20 protein-coding genes are annotated in these 18,942 nt (G+C 48.4%); all 20 read left to right on the top strand.

What is annotated here, in order from left to right; translation table 11 throughout:
* Positions 1-212 precede the first annotated feature (212 nt).
* The 20 genes from topA (at position 213) to fliL (ending at position 18,862) form a co-directional block, all read left to right on the top strand.
* A complete protein-coding gene (gene topA / locus IC21_RS10955) occupies positions 213-2,288 on the top strand; it encodes a type I DNA topoisomerase (protein WP_029141585.1) in 2,076 nt (691 codons plus the stop codon).
* A gap of 571 nt (positions 2,289-2,859) precedes the next feature.
* On the top strand, positions 2,860-3,762 hold the full coding sequence (gene xerC, locus IC21_RS10945; protein WP_017554460.1) for a tyrosine recombinase XerC: 903 nt from the start codon (positions 2,860-2,862) through the stop codon (positions 3,760-3,762).
* A gap of 42 nt (positions 3,763-3,804) precedes the next feature.
* Positions 3,805-4,347 carry an ATP-dependent protease subunit HslV gene (gene hslV, locus IC21_RS10940; RefSeq protein ID WP_019722029.1) on the top strand — a complete coding sequence of 181 codons (543 nt, stop codon included), beginning with the start codon at positions 3,805-3,807 and terminating at the stop codon, positions 4,345-4,347.
* Between the two features lie 49 nt (positions 4,348-4,396).
* Entirely contained in the window at positions 4,397-5,815 is a 1,419-nt protein-coding gene (gene hslU, locus IC21_RS10935; protein WP_013859081.1) for an ATP-dependent protease ATPase subunit HslU, read from the top strand.
* 116 nt (positions 5,816-5,931) lie between these two features.
* Positions 5,932-6,711 (top strand): GTP-sensing pleiotropic transcriptional regulator CodY, encoded by a 780-nt coding sequence (gene codY, locus IC21_RS10930; protein ID WP_029141584.1) that lies wholly within the window; start codon positions 5,932-5,934, stop codon positions 6,709-6,711.
* Between the two features lie 386 nt (positions 6,712-7,097).
* Complete coding sequence (flgB, locus tag IC21_RS10925) at positions 7,098-7,487, top strand: flagellar basal body rod protein FlgB (RefSeq protein WP_029141583.1); 390 nt, start codon at positions 7,098-7,100, stop codon at positions 7,485-7,487.
* Position 7,488: 1 nt separating this feature from the next.
* A complete protein-coding gene (gene flgC, locus IC21_RS10920; RefSeq protein ID WP_013859084.1) occupies positions 7,489-7,938 on the top strand; it encodes a flagellar basal body rod protein FlgC in 450 nt (149 codons plus the stop codon).
* Positions 7,939-7,974: 36 nt separating this feature from the next.
* A complete protein-coding gene (fliE, locus tag IC21_RS10915) occupies positions 7,975-8,286 on the top strand; it encodes a flagellar hook-basal body complex protein FliE (RefSeq protein WP_019721085.1) in 312 nt (103 codons plus the stop codon).
* Between the two features lie 156 nt (positions 8,287-8,442).
* Entirely contained in the window at positions 8,443-10,032 is a 1,590-nt protein-coding gene (gene fliF / locus IC21_RS10910; RefSeq protein WP_029141582.1) for a flagellar basal-body MS-ring/collar protein FliF, read from the top strand.
* A gap of 12 nt (positions 10,033-10,044) precedes the next feature.
* Positions 10,045-11,058, top strand: coding sequence for a flagellar motor switch protein FliG (fliG, locus tag IC21_RS10905; RefSeq protein WP_017554468.1), 1,014 nt, complete (start codon positions 10,045-10,047; stop codon positions 11,056-11,058).
* Positions 11,051-11,803 (top strand): flagellar assembly protein FliH, encoded by a 753-nt coding sequence (fliH, locus tag IC21_RS10900; RefSeq protein ID WP_029141581.1) that lies wholly within the window; start codon positions 11,051-11,053, stop codon positions 11,801-11,803. Before fliG ends, fliH begins: the two co-directional genes overlap by 8 nt.
* Positions 11,800-13,125, top strand: coding sequence for a flagellar protein export ATPase FliI (gene fliI, locus IC21_RS10895; protein WP_029141580.1), 1,326 nt, complete (start codon positions 11,800-11,802; stop codon positions 13,123-13,125). The genes fliH and fliI overlap by 4 nt, the downstream gene beginning before the upstream one ends.
* Positions 13,122-13,556, top strand: a complete 435-nt coding sequence (gene fliJ / locus IC21_RS10890; RefSeq protein WP_029141579.1) for a flagellar export protein FliJ — start codon at positions 13,122-13,124, stop codon at positions 13,554-13,556. Before fliI ends, fliJ begins: the two co-directional genes overlap by 4 nt.
* A 22-nt stretch (positions 13,557-13,578) precedes the next feature.
* Entirely contained in the window at positions 13,579-14,202 is a 624-nt protein-coding gene (locus IC21_RS10885; RefSeq protein ID WP_029141578.1) for a MotE family protein, read from the top strand.
* Positions 14,203-14,235: 33 nt separating this feature from the next.
* The gene (locus IC21_RS10880) at positions 14,236-16,266 is read left to right on the top strand and encodes a flagellar hook-length control protein FliK (protein ID WP_029141577.1); all 2,031 of its coding nucleotides are present in this window, start codon (positions 14,236-14,238) and stop codon (positions 16,264-16,266) included.
* Positions 16,267-16,275: 9 nt separating this feature from the next.
* Positions 16,276-16,914 carry a flagellar hook assembly protein FlgD gene (gene flgD, locus IC21_RS10875; protein ID WP_029141576.1) on the top strand — a complete coding sequence of 213 codons (639 nt, stop codon included), beginning with the start codon at positions 16,276-16,278 and terminating at the stop codon, positions 16,912-16,914.
* Positions 16,915-16,925: 11 nt separating this feature from the next.
* Positions 16,926-17,381, top strand: a complete 456-nt coding sequence (locus IC21_RS10870; protein ID WP_029141575.1) for a TIGR02530 family flagellar biosynthesis protein — start codon at positions 16,926-16,928, stop codon at positions 17,379-17,381.
* Positions 17,382-17,408: 27 nt separating this feature from the next.
* Positions 17,409-18,188 (top strand): flagellar basal body rod protein FlgG, encoded by a 780-nt coding sequence (flgG, locus tag IC21_RS10865; RefSeq protein ID WP_029141574.1) that lies wholly within the window; start codon positions 17,409-17,411, stop codon positions 18,186-18,188.
* A gap of 39 nt (positions 18,189-18,227) precedes the next feature.
* On the top strand, positions 18,228-18,443 hold the full coding sequence (locus tag IC21_RS10860) for a flagellar FlbD family protein (protein ID WP_017554476.1): 216 nt from the start codon (positions 18,228-18,230) through the stop codon (positions 18,441-18,443).
* Complete coding sequence (gene fliL / locus IC21_RS10855; RefSeq protein ID WP_017554477.1) at positions 18,440-18,862, top strand: flagellar basal body-associated protein FliL; 423 nt, start codon at positions 18,440-18,442, stop codon at positions 18,860-18,862. The genes IC21_RS10860 and fliL overlap by 4 nt, the downstream gene beginning before the upstream one ends.
* Positions 18,863-18,942 lie beyond the last annotated feature (80 nt).

The following is an 18,942-nucleotide window of genomic DNA, read 5'->3' as shown; positions in this document are numbered from 1 at the left end:
AAGTAAAGCACGGTAGCCGAAAGTGTACAAAAAGAGTGTCTTGGAATACCCGATATTTAAACCTTGTCGAGAAAAACTTGACACATACATCCGTGCTGTTACAATTGACAAATGCGGGTATCCATGCCCATAATTACAGATGATTTTGTTTGAAAAATGAAAGCAAAGTTGCTGCAAAGAGAGGGTATAAGCTCTCCAGGGAGGATTTTTGAATGTCAGACTACTTAGTGATTGTAGAATCACCTGCAAAAGCGAAAACGATTGAAAAATATTTGGGAAAAAAATATAGAGTGAAAGCTTCCATGGGGCATGTGCGCGACTTGCCGAAAAGCCAAATGGGGGTGGATGTGGACGACCATTTTACACCGAAGTACATTACAATCAGGGGCAAGGGGCCAGTCTTAAAAGATTTGAAAAACGCGGCCAAAAAAGCTAAAAAAGTCTATCTTGCCGCCGACCCTGACCGCGAAGGGGAAGCGATTGCCTGGCATCTCGCCAACAGTCTGAATCTGGATGTGCATTCGGACTGCCGCGTCGTATTTAATGAAATTACAAAGGACGCGATCAAAGAATCATTTAAACATCCGCGCCCGATCAATATGGACCTTGTCGACGCCCAGCAGGCAAGGCGGATTTTGGACCGCCTCGTCGGTTATAACATCAGCCCGCTTTTATGGAAGAAAGTGAAAAAAGGTTTGAGTGCGGGCAGGGTACAGTCCGTTGCCGTCCGCCTCATCATTGACCGGGAAAATGAAATCAAATCGTTTGTGCCGGAAGAGTACTGGACAATTGCCGGATCCTTTAAAAAAGGGAAAGACACGTTCCAGGCATCTTTTTACGGTGTGGACGGAAAAAAAATGCAGCTGAAGTCAGAAGCGGATGTGAAAAAAATTACCGGCCTGCTGAAAAGCGACAAGTTCCAGGTTTCTTCCGTCACGCACAAAGAGAAGAAACGGAATCCGGCACCGCCGTTTACGACTTCTTCCCTGCAACAGGAAGCCGCCCGGAAACTGAACTTCAGGGCGAAAAAAACAATGATGGTGGCCCAGCAGCTGTATGAAGGCATCGACCTTGGAAAAGAAGGCACTGTCGGGCTGATCACGTATATGAGAACAGACTCGACTCGGATTTCGGATGTCGCAAAAACAGAAGCCAATCAATATATTCAGGAAAAATTCGGGGAAAACTATTTGCGCCAGGAAGAAAGAAAAGAGAAAAAGCAGGCAAATGCCCAGGATGCGCACGAAGGGATCCGGCCAACAAGCATTTTCCGGGACCCGGGTTCGCTCAAGTCCTTTTTAAGCAGAGACCAGTATAAGCTGTACAAATTGATTTGGGAACGCTTTATGGCCAGCCAGATGGCCCCTGCGATACTGGATACGATGAGTGCCACGCTGGCAAACGGCACAGTCTTGTTCCGGGCTTCCGGTTCAAAAATCCAGTTTCCGGGCTTTATGAAAGTGTATGTGGAAGGTTCCGACGACCAGCAGGAAGAAGGCGAACGTTATTTGCCGCATCTCGAAGAAGGGGATGTTGTCCACTCCGAGTCGATCGAACCGAAACAGCATTTCACCCAGCCGCCGCCACGCTATACCGAAGCCCGGCTTGTCAAAACACTGGAAGAACTTGGAATCGGGAGGCCGTCCACCTATGCGCCGACATTGGATACAATCCAAAAGCGCGGCTATGTGGCACTTGAAAATAAGCGGTTTGTCCCGACAGAGCTCGGCGAAATCGTGCTCGAACTGATCCGGGAATTTTTCCCCGAAATCATAGATGTCGAATTCACCGCTGATATGGAAAAAGACCTGGATGAAATTGAAGAAGGAAAAGTGCCATGGGTCCAAGTCATTGATGCGTTTTATCAAAATTTCGAAGCCCGCCTGAAAAAAGCGGAAAACGAAATGGAGAAAATCGAGATCAAAGATGAAGAAACGGGGGAAATGTGCGAGCTGTGCGGAAGCCCGATGGTGTATAAAATGGGGCGTTACGGCAAGTTTATGGCTTGCAGCAATTTTCCTGACTGCCGCAATACGAAACCAATCGTTAAAAAAATCGGTGTCACTTGCCCGAAATGCGGCAAAGGCGAAATCATTGAGCGGAAAACAAAGAAAAACCGCATTTTCTACGGGTGCGACCGTTATCCGGAATGCGATTTTGTCTCATGGGATAAGCCGGTTGGCAGGAAGTGCCCGAAGTGCGGCGACATGCTTGTTGAGAAAAAACTGAAAAAAGGGACGCAAATCCAGTGCGTGCATTGTGATTATAAAGAGCAGTCGGTGGAATAATGATTGGGCCATGCCGGAACTTTACAGCCTTGCGCGGAGCGGGCGGCAAATTTCGGGCTGATGAAAATGAATATTTACATTTTTACGAGAAAATACAACTTATTCTTTTACTTCTTGCAGCAGCTGGTGTAAAATGCTTAAAGGGCAGTTGCGACAAAAAACGACAGATTTCCCGAATCGTTGGCGGCACCGTCCAAAAGCTTTTCAGTAAACGGCATTCCCGGCTTTTCACGGGTAGGAAGCGCCAGTCAAGAGGACAATTCAAAAATTTATGAAAAATATGTAACATTCGTTGCAATCCGATCCGGAAATGTGTTATGATTTAACCGGATTTCCGAATGCCGTCTCCCGGCTTGAAAGCATATGTGCCGGCGGGAGACGGCATTCGGTTGGCACAAGCCGGGGATGACGGACACCCGGCCCGGCGCAAAAATGCCGGCTGGCGGGTTTGTCCGGGCCGCCTTGCCGGGCCGGAAAAAATGGCAATAACCCGGAAAGCCCCTGTGATCCATCAATGTGAAGGGTGGAGTAAAGCAGGCCCGTTTCCCCGCACATGTGAGGTGTTAAACAGATGAACGGCGAACTGTCCGGCTATTTGCTTTCTTTTATGGAATACATGCAAGTGGAAAAAAACTATTCCGCATATACAATCAAATTTTACCGTCTGGATCTGGAGGATTTTTTTGTGTTTTTAACCGCACAGGGGATCGCCTCGCTAGACGAGGTGGGGTATCCGGCGGGGAGGCTGTATTTGACAACGTTGCATGAACATGGGTACAGCCGCGCCACGGTAGCACGGAAAATATCCAGCATTCGCAGTTTTTTCAAATTCCTGATGCGGGAGCAGATTGTCAAGGAAAATCCCTTCGCACTTTTATCACAGCCGAAACAACATAAGCGTCTGCCCAAATTTTTTTATGAGGAAGAAATGGAGCAACTATTTGCGGCATGTGAAGGGGATGATGCATTGTCCCGGCGCAACCGCGCTTTGCTCGAAATCCTGTATGCGACCGGCATCCGCGTGAGCGAGTGCGTCAATATCCGGTTGCAGGATATTGATTTTGAATTCGAGACGATCCATGTAAAAGGGAAAGGAAAAAAAGAACGGATCGTGCTGTTCGGCCATTTTGCAGGGGAAGCCGTTTCGGATTATATGGCGCATGCACGGAAAACGTTGATGCGCGGCAAAGAAGACCATTCCTATTTATTTGTAAATGCACGCGGCGGCGCATTGACCGATAAAGGTGTCCGCTATATTTTAAATGAAATGATCAAAAAAGCGGCACTGACCGGAAAAATTCATCCCCATATGTTGCGGCACACATTTGCAACCCATTTGCTGAACCACGGGGCTGATTTGCGCACAGTACAAGACCTTCTTGGGCATGAAAGCTTGTCTTCCACGCAAGTCTACACACATGTAACCAAGGAGCATTTGCGGAAAACCTATATGGCTTACCACCCGAGAGCATAGCAATGCAAGGCGGTTCGCTTTGATTACATAGGAGGTGCTGATATGGGTGATTTTCACGCAACCACAATATTTGCCATCCGCCATAACGGGAAAAGCGCAATGGCAGGAGACGGGCAGGTGACGCTCGGAAACGCCGTCGTGATGAAAAACACGGCCAAAAAAGTCCGCCGGCTGTTTAACGGAAAAGTGCTGGCCGGTTTTGCGGGCTCAGTTGCGGATGCTTTTACGCTTTCCGAGATGTTTGAAGGAAAACTGCAGGAATATAATGGCAACCTGACGCGTGCAGCAGTGGAACTGGCCAAAATGTGGAGAAGCGATAAAGTGCTCCGAAAGCTCGAAGCGATGCTGATTGTCATGGATGAAAACAATTTACTGCTTGTCTCGGGAACGGGGGAAGTCATTGAACCGGATGACGGCATCCTCGCCATCGGCTCGGGCGGCAATTACGCGCTCGCTGCCGGCCGCGCACTGAAACGGCATGCGGCAGAAAACTTTACCGCAAAAGAAATTGCGCGGGCTTCCCTTGAAATCGCATCTGAAATTTGTGTATTTACAAATTCAAACATTATCGTGGAAGAGTTATAAGCGGAATGGGCAGCCGATACCGGTATATTTCCATAAAGGAGTGAGCGGATTGGCCAACACGTTTAGAAAAACAAACAGTTTGACACCAAGGCAGATTGTTGAGCGCCTGGACCAGTATATTGTCGGCCAGAAAGAAGCGAAGCGGGCAGTTGCCGTGGCGCTCAGGAACCGTTACAGAAGAAGTCTGTTGTCTGAAAAAATGCGGGAAGAAATTATTCCTAAAAACATTTTGATGATCGGGCCGACCGGTGTCGGAAAGACGGAAATCGCAAGAAGAATGGCGCGGCTTGTCGGTGCCCCGTTCGTCAAAGTGGAAGCCACGAAGTTTACGGAAGTCGGATATGTCGGCCGGGATGTGGAGTCGATGGTACGCGACCTTGTCGAGACGGCTGTCCGGCTTGTAAAAGAAGAAAAAATGAACGGCGTGCGCGATCAGGCGGAGAAAAATGCAAATGAGCGCCTCGTCGATTTGCTTGTCCCGTCGCGGAAGAAGCAGGGGAATTTCAAAAACCCGTTTGAAATGATTTTTGGCGGCGGCGGGCAGCAGGACACGGCACCGGATGAAGAGGAGGAGGAGTACTCCAAAAGGGAGCAGAAACAGCGTATACGGGAAAAACTCTTAAACGGTGAACTGGAAGGTGAGCCGGTTACCGTGGAAGTGGAAGAGCAGGCCCCGTCCATGTTTGATTTGTTCCAGGGTTCCGGCATGGAACAAATGGGCATGAGTGTGCAGGACGCGCTTGGCAATCTGCTGCCGAAAAAAACGAAACGGCGGAAATTGCCAGTCAGGGAAGCAAGAAAAGTGCTTGCGCAGGATGAGGCACAGAAACTGATCGACATGGACGAAGTGACCCAGGAAGCCATTTTCCGGGCGGAACAAACCGGCATTATCTTCATTGATGAAATCGACAAAATCGCCTCCAAAAACGGGAGCGGATCCCAGGCGGACGTATCGAGGGAAGGCGTCCAGCGGGATATTCTGCCGATTGTCGAAGGTTCGACGGTTGTCACAAAATACGGCTCCATTAAAACGGATTATATTTTGTTTATTGCTGCCGGCGCTTTCCATATGGCAAAACCGTCCGATCTGATCCCCGAACTGCAAGGGCGTTTTCCGATCAGAGTGGAGCTTGAAAAACTGACTGTTGAGGACTTTGTCAAAATTCTTGTCGAACCGGATAATGCCCTGGTGAAACAATATATTGCATTATTGGAAACAGAAGGTATACAAATAGAATTTTCTGACGAAGCTATTACCAGAATTGCTGAAATTGCTTTTGAAGTGAACCAAAATACCGATAATATCGGGGCGAGAAGACTTCATACCATCATGGAAAAACTGCTCGAAGATCTTTCTTTCGAAGCACCGGACATCCATTTGGAAAAGGTGTCCATCACCCCGCAGTATGTGGACGAAAAGCTCGGCGCGATCTCACAGAACAAAGATTTAAGCCAGTATATTTTATAACCGTTTTGAAAAATCGGATAAGGGTAGACGTGTGATGAAGGCTTTTTGCTCATTTTGCGGCAGGTCCCGGCAATTCAATGCAGTTCAAATACCGAATCAATCTAGGAGGAATGGAAATGAGTTTGTTAGATAAAACAAGGAAAATTAATTCGATGTTGCAAAAAGCAGCCGGACGTCCGGTGAATTTTAAAGAAATGGCGGAAACGCTGAGCGATGTGATTGAAGCCAATATTTACATCGTCAGCCGCCGCGGGAAATTACTCGGCCTGGCCATCAATCAGAAAATTGAAAACGAGCGGATGAAACAAATGTTTGAAGACCGCCAGTTTCCGGAAGAATACACGAACAGCCTGTTTAACATTACGGAAACCTCATCCAATTTGACGATTGAAAGTGAGTACACGGCATTTCCGATTGAAAACAAAGACCTGTTTGAAAAAGGCCTGACAACGATTGTTCCAATCGTCGGCGGCGGGGAAAGAATCGGTACGTTAATTCTGGCCCGTCTTGAGCGGGAATTCGACGAAGAAGATCTTGTCCTGGCAGAATACAGCGCGACGGTTGTCGGCATGGAAATCCTCCGTGAAAAAACAGAAGAAATTGAAGAAGAAGCACGCAGCAAAGCAGTCGTGCAAATGGCCATCAGTTCTTTGTCCTACAGCGAGCTGGAAGCCATTGAACATATCTTTGAAGAATTAAACGGGAAGGAAGGCCTGCTTGTCGCGTCCAAAATTGCGGACCGCGTCGGCATTACCCGCTCTGTCATCGTGAACGCGCTACGTAAACTGGAGAGCGCAGGCGTCATTGAATCCCGTTCCCTTGGCATGAAAGGGACCTATATCAAAGTATTGAATAACAAATTCCTCGTTGAACTTGAAAAAGTCCGTTCCAACTGACGGATAAGCTTTCCGGAATTTGCGTCAAAAAAGGATACGATTCGTATCCTTTTTTTATTGCTGTTTAATTTACCAGAAAAACGAACAAATACTAATATCTGGATATTTATAAAGTTTAAGGAAATCCGGCCTGCCAATAGTGTTTCCCAGTAATTGTAAATTTTTGCAACCCCGGGCGCATCAAGGCACTTGAAAAATTTTTTTGCGCCTTTTTCACAAGGCGGGAAGAATGGATTAATCCGAAAGTCCCACTTTCAAAAAATTTTTTTGTGATTTAAAAATATGTTCATTTACAGCCCGTTATGAAACAATTAAAATAAAAAATAGCAAACAATTTGTCGTATAAAAGAAAAAAATGTCAAGTTTATGTAATGAGGTGTCCATTGATGAGTCTCTCTTCCACTGCGTTACGGTCGCTTGAGCATGCATTGCAGTATGCTTCGCTCCGGCAGAAAGTGATTTCAAACAATATTGCCAATGCGGACACACCAAATTATAAGGCGCAGGATGTCAGTTTCAAAAATGTGCTGGAGGATTCGGTCAATGCCCTATCAGCAAACCGGACAGACCCCCGGCACTTCCGTTTTTCCGCCGGGGATTCAAACCCGGAAATTGTGACGGAATCCGGCACCACTTACAACAGCAACGGCAACAGTGTTGACATCGATACTGAAATGGCGAACCTTGCCAGCAACCAGATTTATTACGAGGCTCTGATTGAGCTGGAAAAAGGAAAGCTTTCATCCTTATTAAATGTCGTGAGAGGAGGTCAGTAAGATGTCCATGTTCACCGGAATGAACATTTCTTCTGAAGCCTTATCGGCACAGCGTTTACGGATGGATGTCATCTCTTCCAATATTGCGAACGCCGATACAACAAGAGATACATATGTAAACGGGAAATGGCAGCCATACCGCCGGAAAGAAGTGGTGCTTGCTGCAGGAGGCGGTTCTTTTGCCTCCATATTTCGTTCGAAACTCGGAATGCAGGGTGCCGGTTCCGGCGTCCAGGTGGCCGGCATTGTCGAAGATAACAGCGATTTTAAAAAAGAATACAATCCGGATGATCCGGATGCAGATGCGAATGGATATGTGACAAAACCAAATGTGGATCTCTTAACGGAAATGACTGGTATGATCAGCGCCACCCGTTCGTATGAAGCCAATGTCACAGCGTTGAATGCTTCCAAAGCGATGCTGATGAAGACGCTCGAACTCGGGCAGTAACAGGGAAAATTCCGCGCGTGAAAGGAGGCGAATGATGTGGCTATCCAACAAATCAGCCAGATGCCGTCCGCAAGTTTCAGCGGGCTGTCGCCAAAACCGGCGGGCACCGCTCCGTCCGCGAACGGCTCCGTTTCATTTTCGGACTTGCTGAAGCAGTCTGTCAATGAACTGAACAAACAGCAGAACAATTCCGACAATATGATCACAAAACTATCGAACGGCGAAAATGTGGACCTGTACCAGGTGATGGTCGCCGTGCAAAAAGCAAACCTTTCGATGCAGGCGGCACTGGAAGTCAGAAACAAAGCAGTCGAAGGCTATAAAGAAATGATGCAGATGCAAGTATAACGTTCTGATCCGGTACACATAAAGCCGTTTCCCGGTCATAGCGCCCGGATCCTTTCCACCTGCCATCAGGCGGAAAGGATGCCGGAACGTTCGTTGTTTGCTGTCCAATTATTCTATTTATGAAACACCGTGAATTTTTTATCCCGGGGGATAATGATGAATGAAAAGTTAAAACAATCTTTTCAAAACCTGAAAGGGTTTTGGAAAAGCAGGAGCAAGAAGCAGAAAACAATCGGCATATCCGCCGTTGCCCTTATGCTGGTACTTGCTGCCGGAATCACTTATTTTATGACGAAAACAAAATACGCGCCGCTCTACAGCGGGCTGGATGTCTCCGAAACAGGATCCATCAAGGATGAACTAGACCAGGAAGGCGTTCCGTCCAAAATCACGGACGGCGGCAAAACGATCGAAGTGCCTGAAGACCGGGTGGACGATTTGAAAGTCACATTGGCTGCAAAAGGGCTGCCAAAGACCGGCAGCATCGACTATTCCTTTTTCAGCCAGAATGCAAAATTCGGGATGACAGACAATGAATTTAACGTCGTAAAGCTCGATGCGATGCAGACGGAACTGGAGAATCTGATTGAACAGATGGACGGCGTCGAAAAAGCAAAGGTGATGATCAATCTGCCGAACCAAAGTGTCTTCGTAGCCGACAGCCAGGCAAAAGCTTCCGCATCGGTTGTCCTGACGTTAAAACCCGGTTATGAGTTGGACCAAAACCAGATAAAAGCCGTTTACAACCTTGTTTCGAAAAGCGTTCCGAATCTTCCTACTGATAATATCGTCATTATGAACCAGAATTTTGAGTACTATGACATAAATTCTTCAAGTTCTTCCGGAAATGCTTATACACAGCAGCAGGCGATCAAAAAACAAATCGAACGGGACATCCAGCAGCAGGTGCAAACGATGCTTTCCACGCTGATGGGTGCAGGAAAAGCGGTTGTCACCGTTACAGCGGATATCGATTTTACACAGGAAAAACGCGAGGAAGATCTCGTTGAACCGGTTGATAAGACGAATATGAAAGGCATTGAAATCAGCGCAAAAAAAATCCAGGAAACATACAAGGGTACCGGCGCAGCAGCCGGAACGCCATCAGGCAGCACGGATTCTGTCGGCTCTTCCTATGTATCCGGGTCGAACGGGAACGGGACGTATTCCAAAACAAGCGACACGATCAACTACGAAGTAAACCGGATTAAACGGAAAATTACAGAGAGCCCGTACAAAATCCGCGATCTCGGCATAGAAGTCATGGTCGAGCCGCCGGTCAGAACAAAACGCTCTTCCTTGCCCGCTTCCCGGTTAAAAGATATTAAATCGATGCTTTCTACGATTGTCAGAACGTCGATTGACAAGTCAAGCGGCACAAGGCTGACCAATCGAACGGTTGCCGATAAAATCGCGGTTTCCGTCCAGCCGTTTGCAGCCAATGCGCCGGAGAAGGCGGAAAAAGCTTCAATCCCGTGGTGGGTATACGCGATTGGCGGAGGTTTGCTTCTCGTGATTGCCGTGCTCATCTTCCTCATGATCCGGAACAGACGGCGGGCCGCTTCGGAGGCTGAAGAAGAGATGGTGGTAGAAACGCCGGAAAAAACGGCACCGCCCCGTATTCCGGACGTAAATGAGGAACAGGAAAACGACGCTACAGCAAGGCGGAAGCAGCTTGAAAAAATGGCAAAGGAAAAACCGGATGAGTTTGCAAAACTATTGCGGTCATGGCTTTCCGAAGAATAGGAGGGAGACAAGATGGCAAGTAAAGAAAAAACATTATCCGGCAAAGAAAAAGCAGCCGTTCTCCTGATTTCTCTCGGCCCGGACGTATCGGCATCCGTCTACAAACACTTAACGGAAGAAGAAATCGAAAAACTGACGCTGGAAATCTCAGGCGTCAGAAAAGTCGACAATGAAACGAAGGAAAGAGTGCTGACCGAATTTCACCATATTGCTTTGGCACAGGACTATATTACCCAGGGCGGGATCGGTTACGCCAAAATGGTTCTCGAAAAAGCGCTTGGCCCGGAACAGGCGACATCCATCATCAACCGGCTGACTTCATCGCTGCAGGTGCGCCCTTTTGATTTTGCCAGAAAAGCAGATGCGGCCCAGATTCTGAATTTTATCCAGGATGAACACCCGCAGACGATCGCCTTGATTTTGTCCTACCTGGATCCGGAAAAAGCCGGGCAGATCCTTTCCGAGCTTCCGCCTGAAATGCAGGGGGACATTGCCAGAAGAATTGCCTTAATGGAAGGCACATCCCCTGAAATTATCAACGAAGTGGAAGCGATTTTGGAAAGGAAGCTGTCCGCGACGGTGACGCAGGATTATACGCAGACAGGCGGGGTGGACTCTGTTGTCGAAGTGCTGAACGGGGTCGACCGTACGACGGAGAAAACGATCCTTGACTCGCTGGAACAGAAAGATCCCGAACTTGCCGAAGAGATCAAGAAACGGATGTTTGTATTCGAAGATATCGTCACCCTGGACAACCGTTCCATTCAGCGCGTCATCCGCGAATGTGAAAATGAAGATCTGCTTCTTGCGCTGAAAGTCTCAAGCGACGAAGTGAAAGAAATTATTTTCCGCAATATGTCGCAACGGATGGCCGATTCCATGAAAGAAGAAATGGAGTATATGGGCCCGGTACGGCTGCGTGAAGTCGAAGAAGCCCAGTCGAGAATTGTGTCCATTATCCGCAGGCTGGAAGACAGCGGTGAAATCATCATCGCGAGGAACGGAGGCGACGACATCATTGTCTAATATTATTAAAACAAAGCACAATGCAGGTGTTGTTTCCAAAATGCGCGTGATCAGCGTGCGCCGGCTCCCTGCTTTGCCCGAAAAAACGGGAGATGCAACCGCTGTGAAAGAGGATATTTTCGCAAAATATCAAACCGAGGCAGAGCGCCTGCTTTTGGACAGCCAAAAAGAAGCAGAAGCAGTACGCCGGCAAGTTGCCGAAGAAAAAAAACAGTGGGAGCAGGAAAAAGTAAAGCTCACCGAAGAAGCACAGCGCCAAGGGTTTGAAGCCGGTTATGCCGATGGCCGCAAGGAAGGGTTTGAAAGCATCCGCAACCATTTAAACGAGTCAATTGACATCGTCAACCGTTCCAAAGAGGCGTTTAAAAAACATTTGGCAGCATCGGAAAAAGATATTTTGGAACTCGCGATGAAAGCAGCAGGAAAAATTTTGCATGACACGCTTGAAACATCCCCCGAAAAAATGCTTTCCATCGTAAAAAACGTGTTAAAAGAAGCGGCCGGGTATAAAGAAGTCGATCTCCATATCCATCCGGGGCAATACGCCTTTGTGATGGATAACAAGGAAGAACTTGATGCCCTCTTCCCGAACGATACAAAATGCTATGTCTACCCGGATGATTCGCTTAAACCGTACCAGGTCTATATCGAAAGCGGCAGCGGTAGGATTGACGCAAGCATTGACATCCAGCTGTCGGAACTTAAGGCAAAGCTTTTGGAACTGATCGGGGAGGATGCGGAATGAAGGCAGCCGGTCTCTTAAATTATATACCCGCAATCGGGACGTTTAAACATTACGGAAAAGTAAAAAGAGTGATCGGGTTAATGATCGAATCACTCGGACCGGAAAGTTCCATCGGCGATATCTGTTATATTCATGTGGACAACAAAAAAAATGCGAAAAAAATCATTGCCGAAGTTGTCGGATTCCGTGACGAGAATGTCATTTTAATGCCTTATACGAACATCCAGGAAATCTCTCCCGGCAGCCTTGTGGAAGCAACGGGGAAACCCATGCAGGTAAAAGCAGGCCCGCGGCTGTTGGGAAAAGTCATTGACCCTCTGGGCATGCCGCTCGACCATTCCCCGCTTCCCGCCGGCCTAAAACCGATTCCGATCGACCGGACGCCGCCCAACCCGCTCAAGCGCCCGCCGATCAGGGAACCGATTGAGCTCGGCGTCCGCGCGATCGACAGTTTGCTGACGGTTGGAAAAGGCCAGCGGATCGGCATTTTTGCCGGAAGCGGCGTCGGCAAAAGCACCCTGCTCGGCATGATTGCACGCAACACAAATGCCGACCTGAATGTGATCGCCCTGATCGGGGAGCGGGGCAGAGAAGTAAGGGAATTTATTGAGCACGACCTCGGCCCGGAAGGTTTAAAAAAGTCCATTGTTGTCGTGGCAACAAGCGACCAGCCGGCATTGATGCGGATTAAAGGCGCCTATACGGCAACAGCGATTGCGGAATATTTCAGAGACCGGGGCCTTAATGTCATGTTTATGATGGACTCGGTTACCCGGGTCGCGATGGCCCAGCGAGAAGTCGGGCTGGCAACGGGGGAACCGCCGGCTACAAAAGGATATACTCCTTCCGTTTTCGCGATTTTGCCGAAGCTTTTGGAAAGGACCGGTACAAATGAATCCGGCACGATTACCGGCATTTACACCGTGCTTGTCGACGGGGATGATATGAATGAACCGATTGCCGATACAGTGCGCGGCATTTTAGACGGGCATTTTGTCTTGGACAGGGATTTGGCAAATAAAGGGCAGTACCCGGCAATCAATATTTTAAAAAGCGTCAGCCGGCTGATGAGCCAGCTTGCAAGTCCCGCGCACAAAAAAGCCGCGGAAAAGATCCGCGAACAGTTAAGCACTTATTTGAATTCGGAAGACCTGATCAATATCGGCGCTTATAAACCGGGTGCATCAAAAGAAATTGATGAAGCGATCGAACGCTATCCGAAAATTGTTTCTTTTATCAAGCAAAGCACCGACGAAACCTGCAGCATGGAAAGCAGCATCAGGGCTTTAATCGGGCTTGCGGAAACGGGTGAGTGGGCATGAATTATCATTATAAATTCGAGAAAATCCTTGATGTCAGAGAAAAGGAAAAAGACGAGGCGCTCAGTGCTTACAAAAATGCGGTACAGGCATTTGAAAATGTGGCCCGTGAGCTGTACGGGCTTTTGAAAAAGAAAGAGGACCTGGAAGCCCGCCAGGCTGAGAAAATGAAAACGGGCCTTTCCGTCCAGGAAATCCGGCATTACCGGTGGTTTATTGATGATATTGAAAAATCAATCCATTATTACCAGAACCTTGTCATGAATGCACGCAACCGGATGAACTGGCACCAGCAGAAGCTGCAGGAGAAAAATATAGAAGTCAAAAAATATGAAAAACTGAAAGACAAAGATTACAGCCGTTTTCTGATGAAACTGAAGCTACAGGAAGAAAAGCAGGCGGATGAAATTTCAACCCAGACTTTTTACCACTAAAGCCTGAAAACCGGGTGATGTTATGCGCAAAAAAATGGAAGAAATCGAGACAGCAGAAGAAGAAAAAAAAGGCGGCAAACTGCAGTGGTTTTTCTATGTGATTCTGATTCCGCTGCTGTTTGCTACAGCGATGGCGATCATTATCGCCACCATCTCGGGCGTCAATGTCATCAGCAAAGCATCGGGCCTGGCCCATCAGGTGACCGGGATGTTTGGCGCAGACGGGAACGAAAAAGGGCAGAAGCAAAGCGGCACATTCAGCGAAACGCAGTATAAAAGCCAGATCCGTTCTTTACAAAAACAAGTGACGGAAAAAGACAAAGAAATCAGCAAGCTGCAATCCGAACTGGACAAAAGCCAGCAGAACAATTTGAAAATGAAACAGACAGTATCCGATCTGAAGCAACAACTAAAGAAAGCCCAGCAACAACAGGCAGCCAACCAGAAAAAATTAAAAGAAATTGCAAGCACCTATGAAAATATGAATCCGGAAAACGCGGCTGCCATTATTCAAAAAATGAACGACCAGGAGGCAACGGGAATCCTTTCCCAGCTCAGTTCGGGGACACTGGCGAACGTCCTTGAAAAAATGAGCGCCGATAAAGCAGCAAAATATACACAAATGCTCGGGCGTACAGGAACATAAGCCGTCCGGTAAACTTGAAAGGAGGTGAAAAACATGAACGTTAATTCGGCTCTTCAACTTATGCCATTTTCTCCGCCAGGCACGCAAACAGCTGGCGCGCCGCTTCAGACGCAGCCATCCGGGTTTTTTCAGCTTTTGAGCCTTGCCGGCCAGGACAGCGGGCGGATGACGGAAAACCAGGAAGCAGTGGATGTTTGCCAAAAGCTTCAACAAATGATTGTGGCGGTTTTAACGGAAAAGGCCGGGGCAGCGGAACAGGCTGCAGAAGATGGAAGCCGGGATGAAGAGGCTGATATGCAGGCCGTTTCCGCCCTTTTCAATCGGATTGTGCGGTTTGCCGGTGCTGAAGATGAAAATAGCAAAAAAATGATACAAGAAACAAAAACGGCAATCGAAACGGGCGATGCCGCGGCGGCTATCATGAATATGGCGCAAATGCTCGCCTCCATGCCGGTCCCGTCTTTAATAAAGCTCGGCCTTGAAGATGCGAAAACATTGCTCGGACAGGCAGGTGCTGTTCTAAAAACGTATCCCAGGAATACAGCGGTAGGAATCAAAATGATGCAGACAACGGAACAATTATCCCGGTTGTCCGAAAAAATCGGCCGCTTTCTAAAGGCGGTTTCAGCAGATGATGCAAACGGGGGGCAGACGGTTTCAAGCGGACCGCAACAGCCGGGCGTTGTCGTAAAAGAAGAAATATTAAAAACGGCTTATTTGCATTTAACCGACGAAAAAGCGGATTCGTCCCTGCTAAAAAAGGCGTCTGCTCTTCCTTTATCCCCAAATGCCGCTGCGCAGGAAATGGCTTCCGGACCGGATAGTGCCAAGCCAGCGCAAAATGAGCAGGAAAGCAACCGGGCGCTGCTTCAAACCGGGCTGTTTTCTGCAAACAGGGCGGTTCCGGAGATGACGGAAGCGGCATCGCCGGCAAATGAAGAAAGCGACCCGGCTGCTCCAGGTACGGGCACCGCCGGAACAGCGCCGCTGCAAACGGATAAAAATGGACTGGCGGAAGCCTTATCAAAGGATGGCCGCTTGTCCCGTCGGCAGGAAGGGTCGCCGTTCAGCATGGCAGAGGAAGCCGTGGCCGTGAATGAAAACACCGGGTATCCGGCCGCAAAACCGGTGCAGGCGGGTGCTTCAGGAGCGGATGCCCAAAATGGCAAAGCAGTTACCCGGGGCAATACGCCAAATGAAAACGGGACTGGCGGGCCATTACAAAATAATGGGCCCGTTGTGCAAACGAGCGCCGCCCATCTGCAGGCAAATACCGGGCAGCCTGGCAGTGACAGTGGACCCAAGCCGCTACTAAAAACACCGGTTGATGAGGTGCAGGCTGCTGTGCCGGGCCAGCATACGGATCTCCAGCAGGAAAACGGAAAACCGGGAGACAGCAGCCGGCATGTCGTGCCGAATTTTTCCCGGGAAATCCAGCAAACAGGGCAATCCGGAAACGATAGTACCGGAGATGGGATGGCAAACGGATGGGAAACCGGTAAACGAAGCCCCGTTGCGCATAACAGCACCCATCTTCAACCAGCAGAAGAAATAAACGGGAACGGCAATACGGCCCCGGCATTTTCACTCTCTGGCAAAGTGGAACAGTTCGTCCTTTACACCGGCGAAAAACACAACTCGGTTTCGTACCGGCAGTTCGTCCAGGAATTTGCCAATATCATTCAAAAGGCAGCCTATTCCAGCCATAAAGGCGCAAGCCGGCTGTTGATCCGCCTTGAACCTGAAAACCTCGGTTCTTTGCGCGTTGAATTGCTTGAGCAGGATGGAAAACTGGCAGCAAAAATCCTGACAGACACCGGTGCGGCAAAAGATTTGCTTGATTCCCAGCTGCAGCAGCTTAAACATGCTTTGGCAGGCCAGCAGGTCCAATTAACAAAAATGGATGTTGAATACTGCGATACAGCGGCGCAAACAGCCCACGGCCAGCCCGGGGACAGCGGGGGCCGCGAACAACGGCAACAGCAGCAAAAGCGGCGGGAAAACCCGGAAGCGGGACATTTTTCGGCCATGTTGGAAAACAATATGATTGATGCGGAAGCGTAGGTGAATGACATGACTTCTATTGACCCGAGCCTGCTGTTGAGCAATCAAAATACAGCTTCCGGCACGCGTACGGGAAGCAAGACGCTGGATAAAAATGCTTTTTTGAAAATATTGATTGCCCAGCTTCAAAACCAGGACCCGACCAACCCGATGGACGACACGCAATTTGTATCGCAAATGGCGCAGTTCTCCTCATTGGAGCAAATGACGAATTTGAAAGACGATATCGACAACCTGATCAAACTTTCGCAGCAATCGCAGCAAATTGCGTATACACAATATATCGGGAGAACGGTTTCCTGGAAAAAAACCGAAACAGCTGATGACGGGACGGCATCCATTAAGTCGGGAACCGGGACGATTACCGGCATTTCATTCGGTGATGACAATGCGGCCACCTTCACCCTGGATGACGGGACGAAAATCAGTTTTTCCGATATGACAGGGATAGACAGCAGCACTTCAAATGAAGCAGCACTGATTCAGGCAAGCTATTTAATTGGGAAAAAAGTGACCTATACAAATGATGCAGGAGAAGAAGAAACAGCTTCGGTCAGTACCGTTGCCATCCAAAACGGCAGCCTGGTTTTTACACTTGACAACGGGAAAAAAGCCGCAAGCGGGCAGCTTACGAAAATTGCAAACTAGGAAGTGATTGAATGGATCAATCCTATCCGTCCATTCCATTGCAGCGAACCGCGCCTGTGCGTTCTCTTAATGGAACGCGAGAATCCGGCGAAGGAAAAAACCAAACCGGCCATTTTTCGGATTATTTGCAGCAGGCATTGTCCGGGCAGTCTGAACCAGCCGCATTAAAAATCAGCAAACATGCCGGCGAAAGGATGCAGGAACGGGGGATTGAACTGGACGATTCCACCTGGAAACAGATCAGCGCAAAGGTGGCGGAGGCAAAGAAAAAAGGGCTGGATGAGACACTGGTCCTGGCAGATGATGCCGCGCTGATCGTCAGCGCAAAAAATGCAACAGTGATTACTGCAATGGACCGGAGTGAAGCCGGTTCCCAAATTTTCAGCAATATTAACGGCGCCATCATTTTAGAATCACCGGCCGGACCGGAAGGAAGGCCGCAGCTGCCGAATGACAGACGCAGCTGAAAACAAAAATGGAGAGGGGTTAATGCAATGTTACGTTCATTATATTCAGGTGTAAGCGGCATGAAAAACTTTCAAACAGAACTTGATACCATCGGAAACAACATCGCAAATGTGAATACTTACGGGTACAAAAAAGGGCGTGTGACATTTAAAGATGCAATCAGCCAGACGCTGGTCAGCGCTACGCCCGGCACAAGCGCCCAGCAGGTTGGCCTTGGGTCCCAAATCGGTTCAATTGATACCGTTGATACTTCAGGAAGCCCGGAATCAACGGGGCGTCCCCTTGACTTTGCGATTACAGGGGACGGATACTTCAGGGTACGGGATGGAAATGACACGTATTATACGCGTGCCGGCAATTTTTACTTTGATAATAACAGAAGGCTCGTTAATTCAGAAGGTTTTGCTGTGCTGGGCACAAATGGACAAGCAATCACCCTTAAAGCAAATGTAAAAAGCTTTTCGGTCGCAACGGATGGAACCATTTCCGATCAGGATGGCAATACAATCGGAATAATCAGCATTGCCACTTTCCAGAATCCTGCCGGGTTGACAAAAGCCGGCGGCAATTTATACACCACTGCGAATTCCAATGCGGGCCAGGTGACAGTAAGCCAGCCGGGTGTAAGCCAGCCGGGACAGAAGGGTGCAGGCACGATCAAATCCGGCTATCTTGAAATGTCCAATGTCGACCTGTCGGAAGAGTTGACGAATATGATCGTAGCAGAACGCGGGTTTCAGGCGAATACAAGAATTATCACGACATCCGATGAAATTCTGCAGGAACTTGTCAATCTGAAACGATAGGGGGAAGGGGGCCAGGGCTTTTCGCCCGGCCCGCACAATGTGATTGAAGTGACAAAATTAAACGGCAGGGCATTCTGGATTAACGCCATTCATATTGAAACGGTGGAAAGCATGCCGGATACAAGAATCATCCTGACAAACGGCCACGCCTATATTGTCAGGGAGTCGAGCAAAGAAATCGAGCAAAAAGTGACCGCCTTTTTCCGGGCTGTTTCTTTGCTTGGAAGAAATGCCGGGGAGGAGGGGCCGGAATGAATAAAATGGTGCGGATCATGCTTGTGATGATTTCCGTCATTTTACTGGCCGGCATCATCACCATTGGCGTCATTTATAAGTCGAACGAAGCAACAAACGCAACAGGGCCAAATATAGATGAAGTTGTCGACTCTTCCGTTGACATTGACACGATGACAACCAATCTGAAAGACAACCACATTGTCCAGATTGCCATCAAAATTGAAGGAAACGATAAGAAAGCAAAAGAAGAACTGACAAAAAGAGATTTCCAAATCAAAGACATCATGATTGACGAGCTGTCAAATATGAACATGCGGGATTTGCAATCTGAGCAGGGGAAGCAAAAGTTTAAAACAGACATAAAAAACCGGTTAAATAAAATGATGCAGGACGGCGAAGTTGTAAATGTATATATTACTTCCTTTGTTATCCAATAAAAGTATGCCGCCTGCCGGATCAAGGGCAGATTGCAGCAAAAAGGCAGTGCCGCAGCAGGCAGTCCGGCCCCTGTGCCTGT

It is taken from the genome of Heyndrickxia coagulans DSM 1 = ATCC 7050 (assembly GCF_000290615.1).
Classification (GTDB): Bacteria; Bacillota; Bacilli; order Bacillales; family Bacillaceae_C; genus Weizmannia; species Weizmannia coagulans.
The sequence above is the reverse complement of the archived record's forward strand: the minus strand, read 5'-3'. Positions and strand labels throughout refer to the sequence as shown.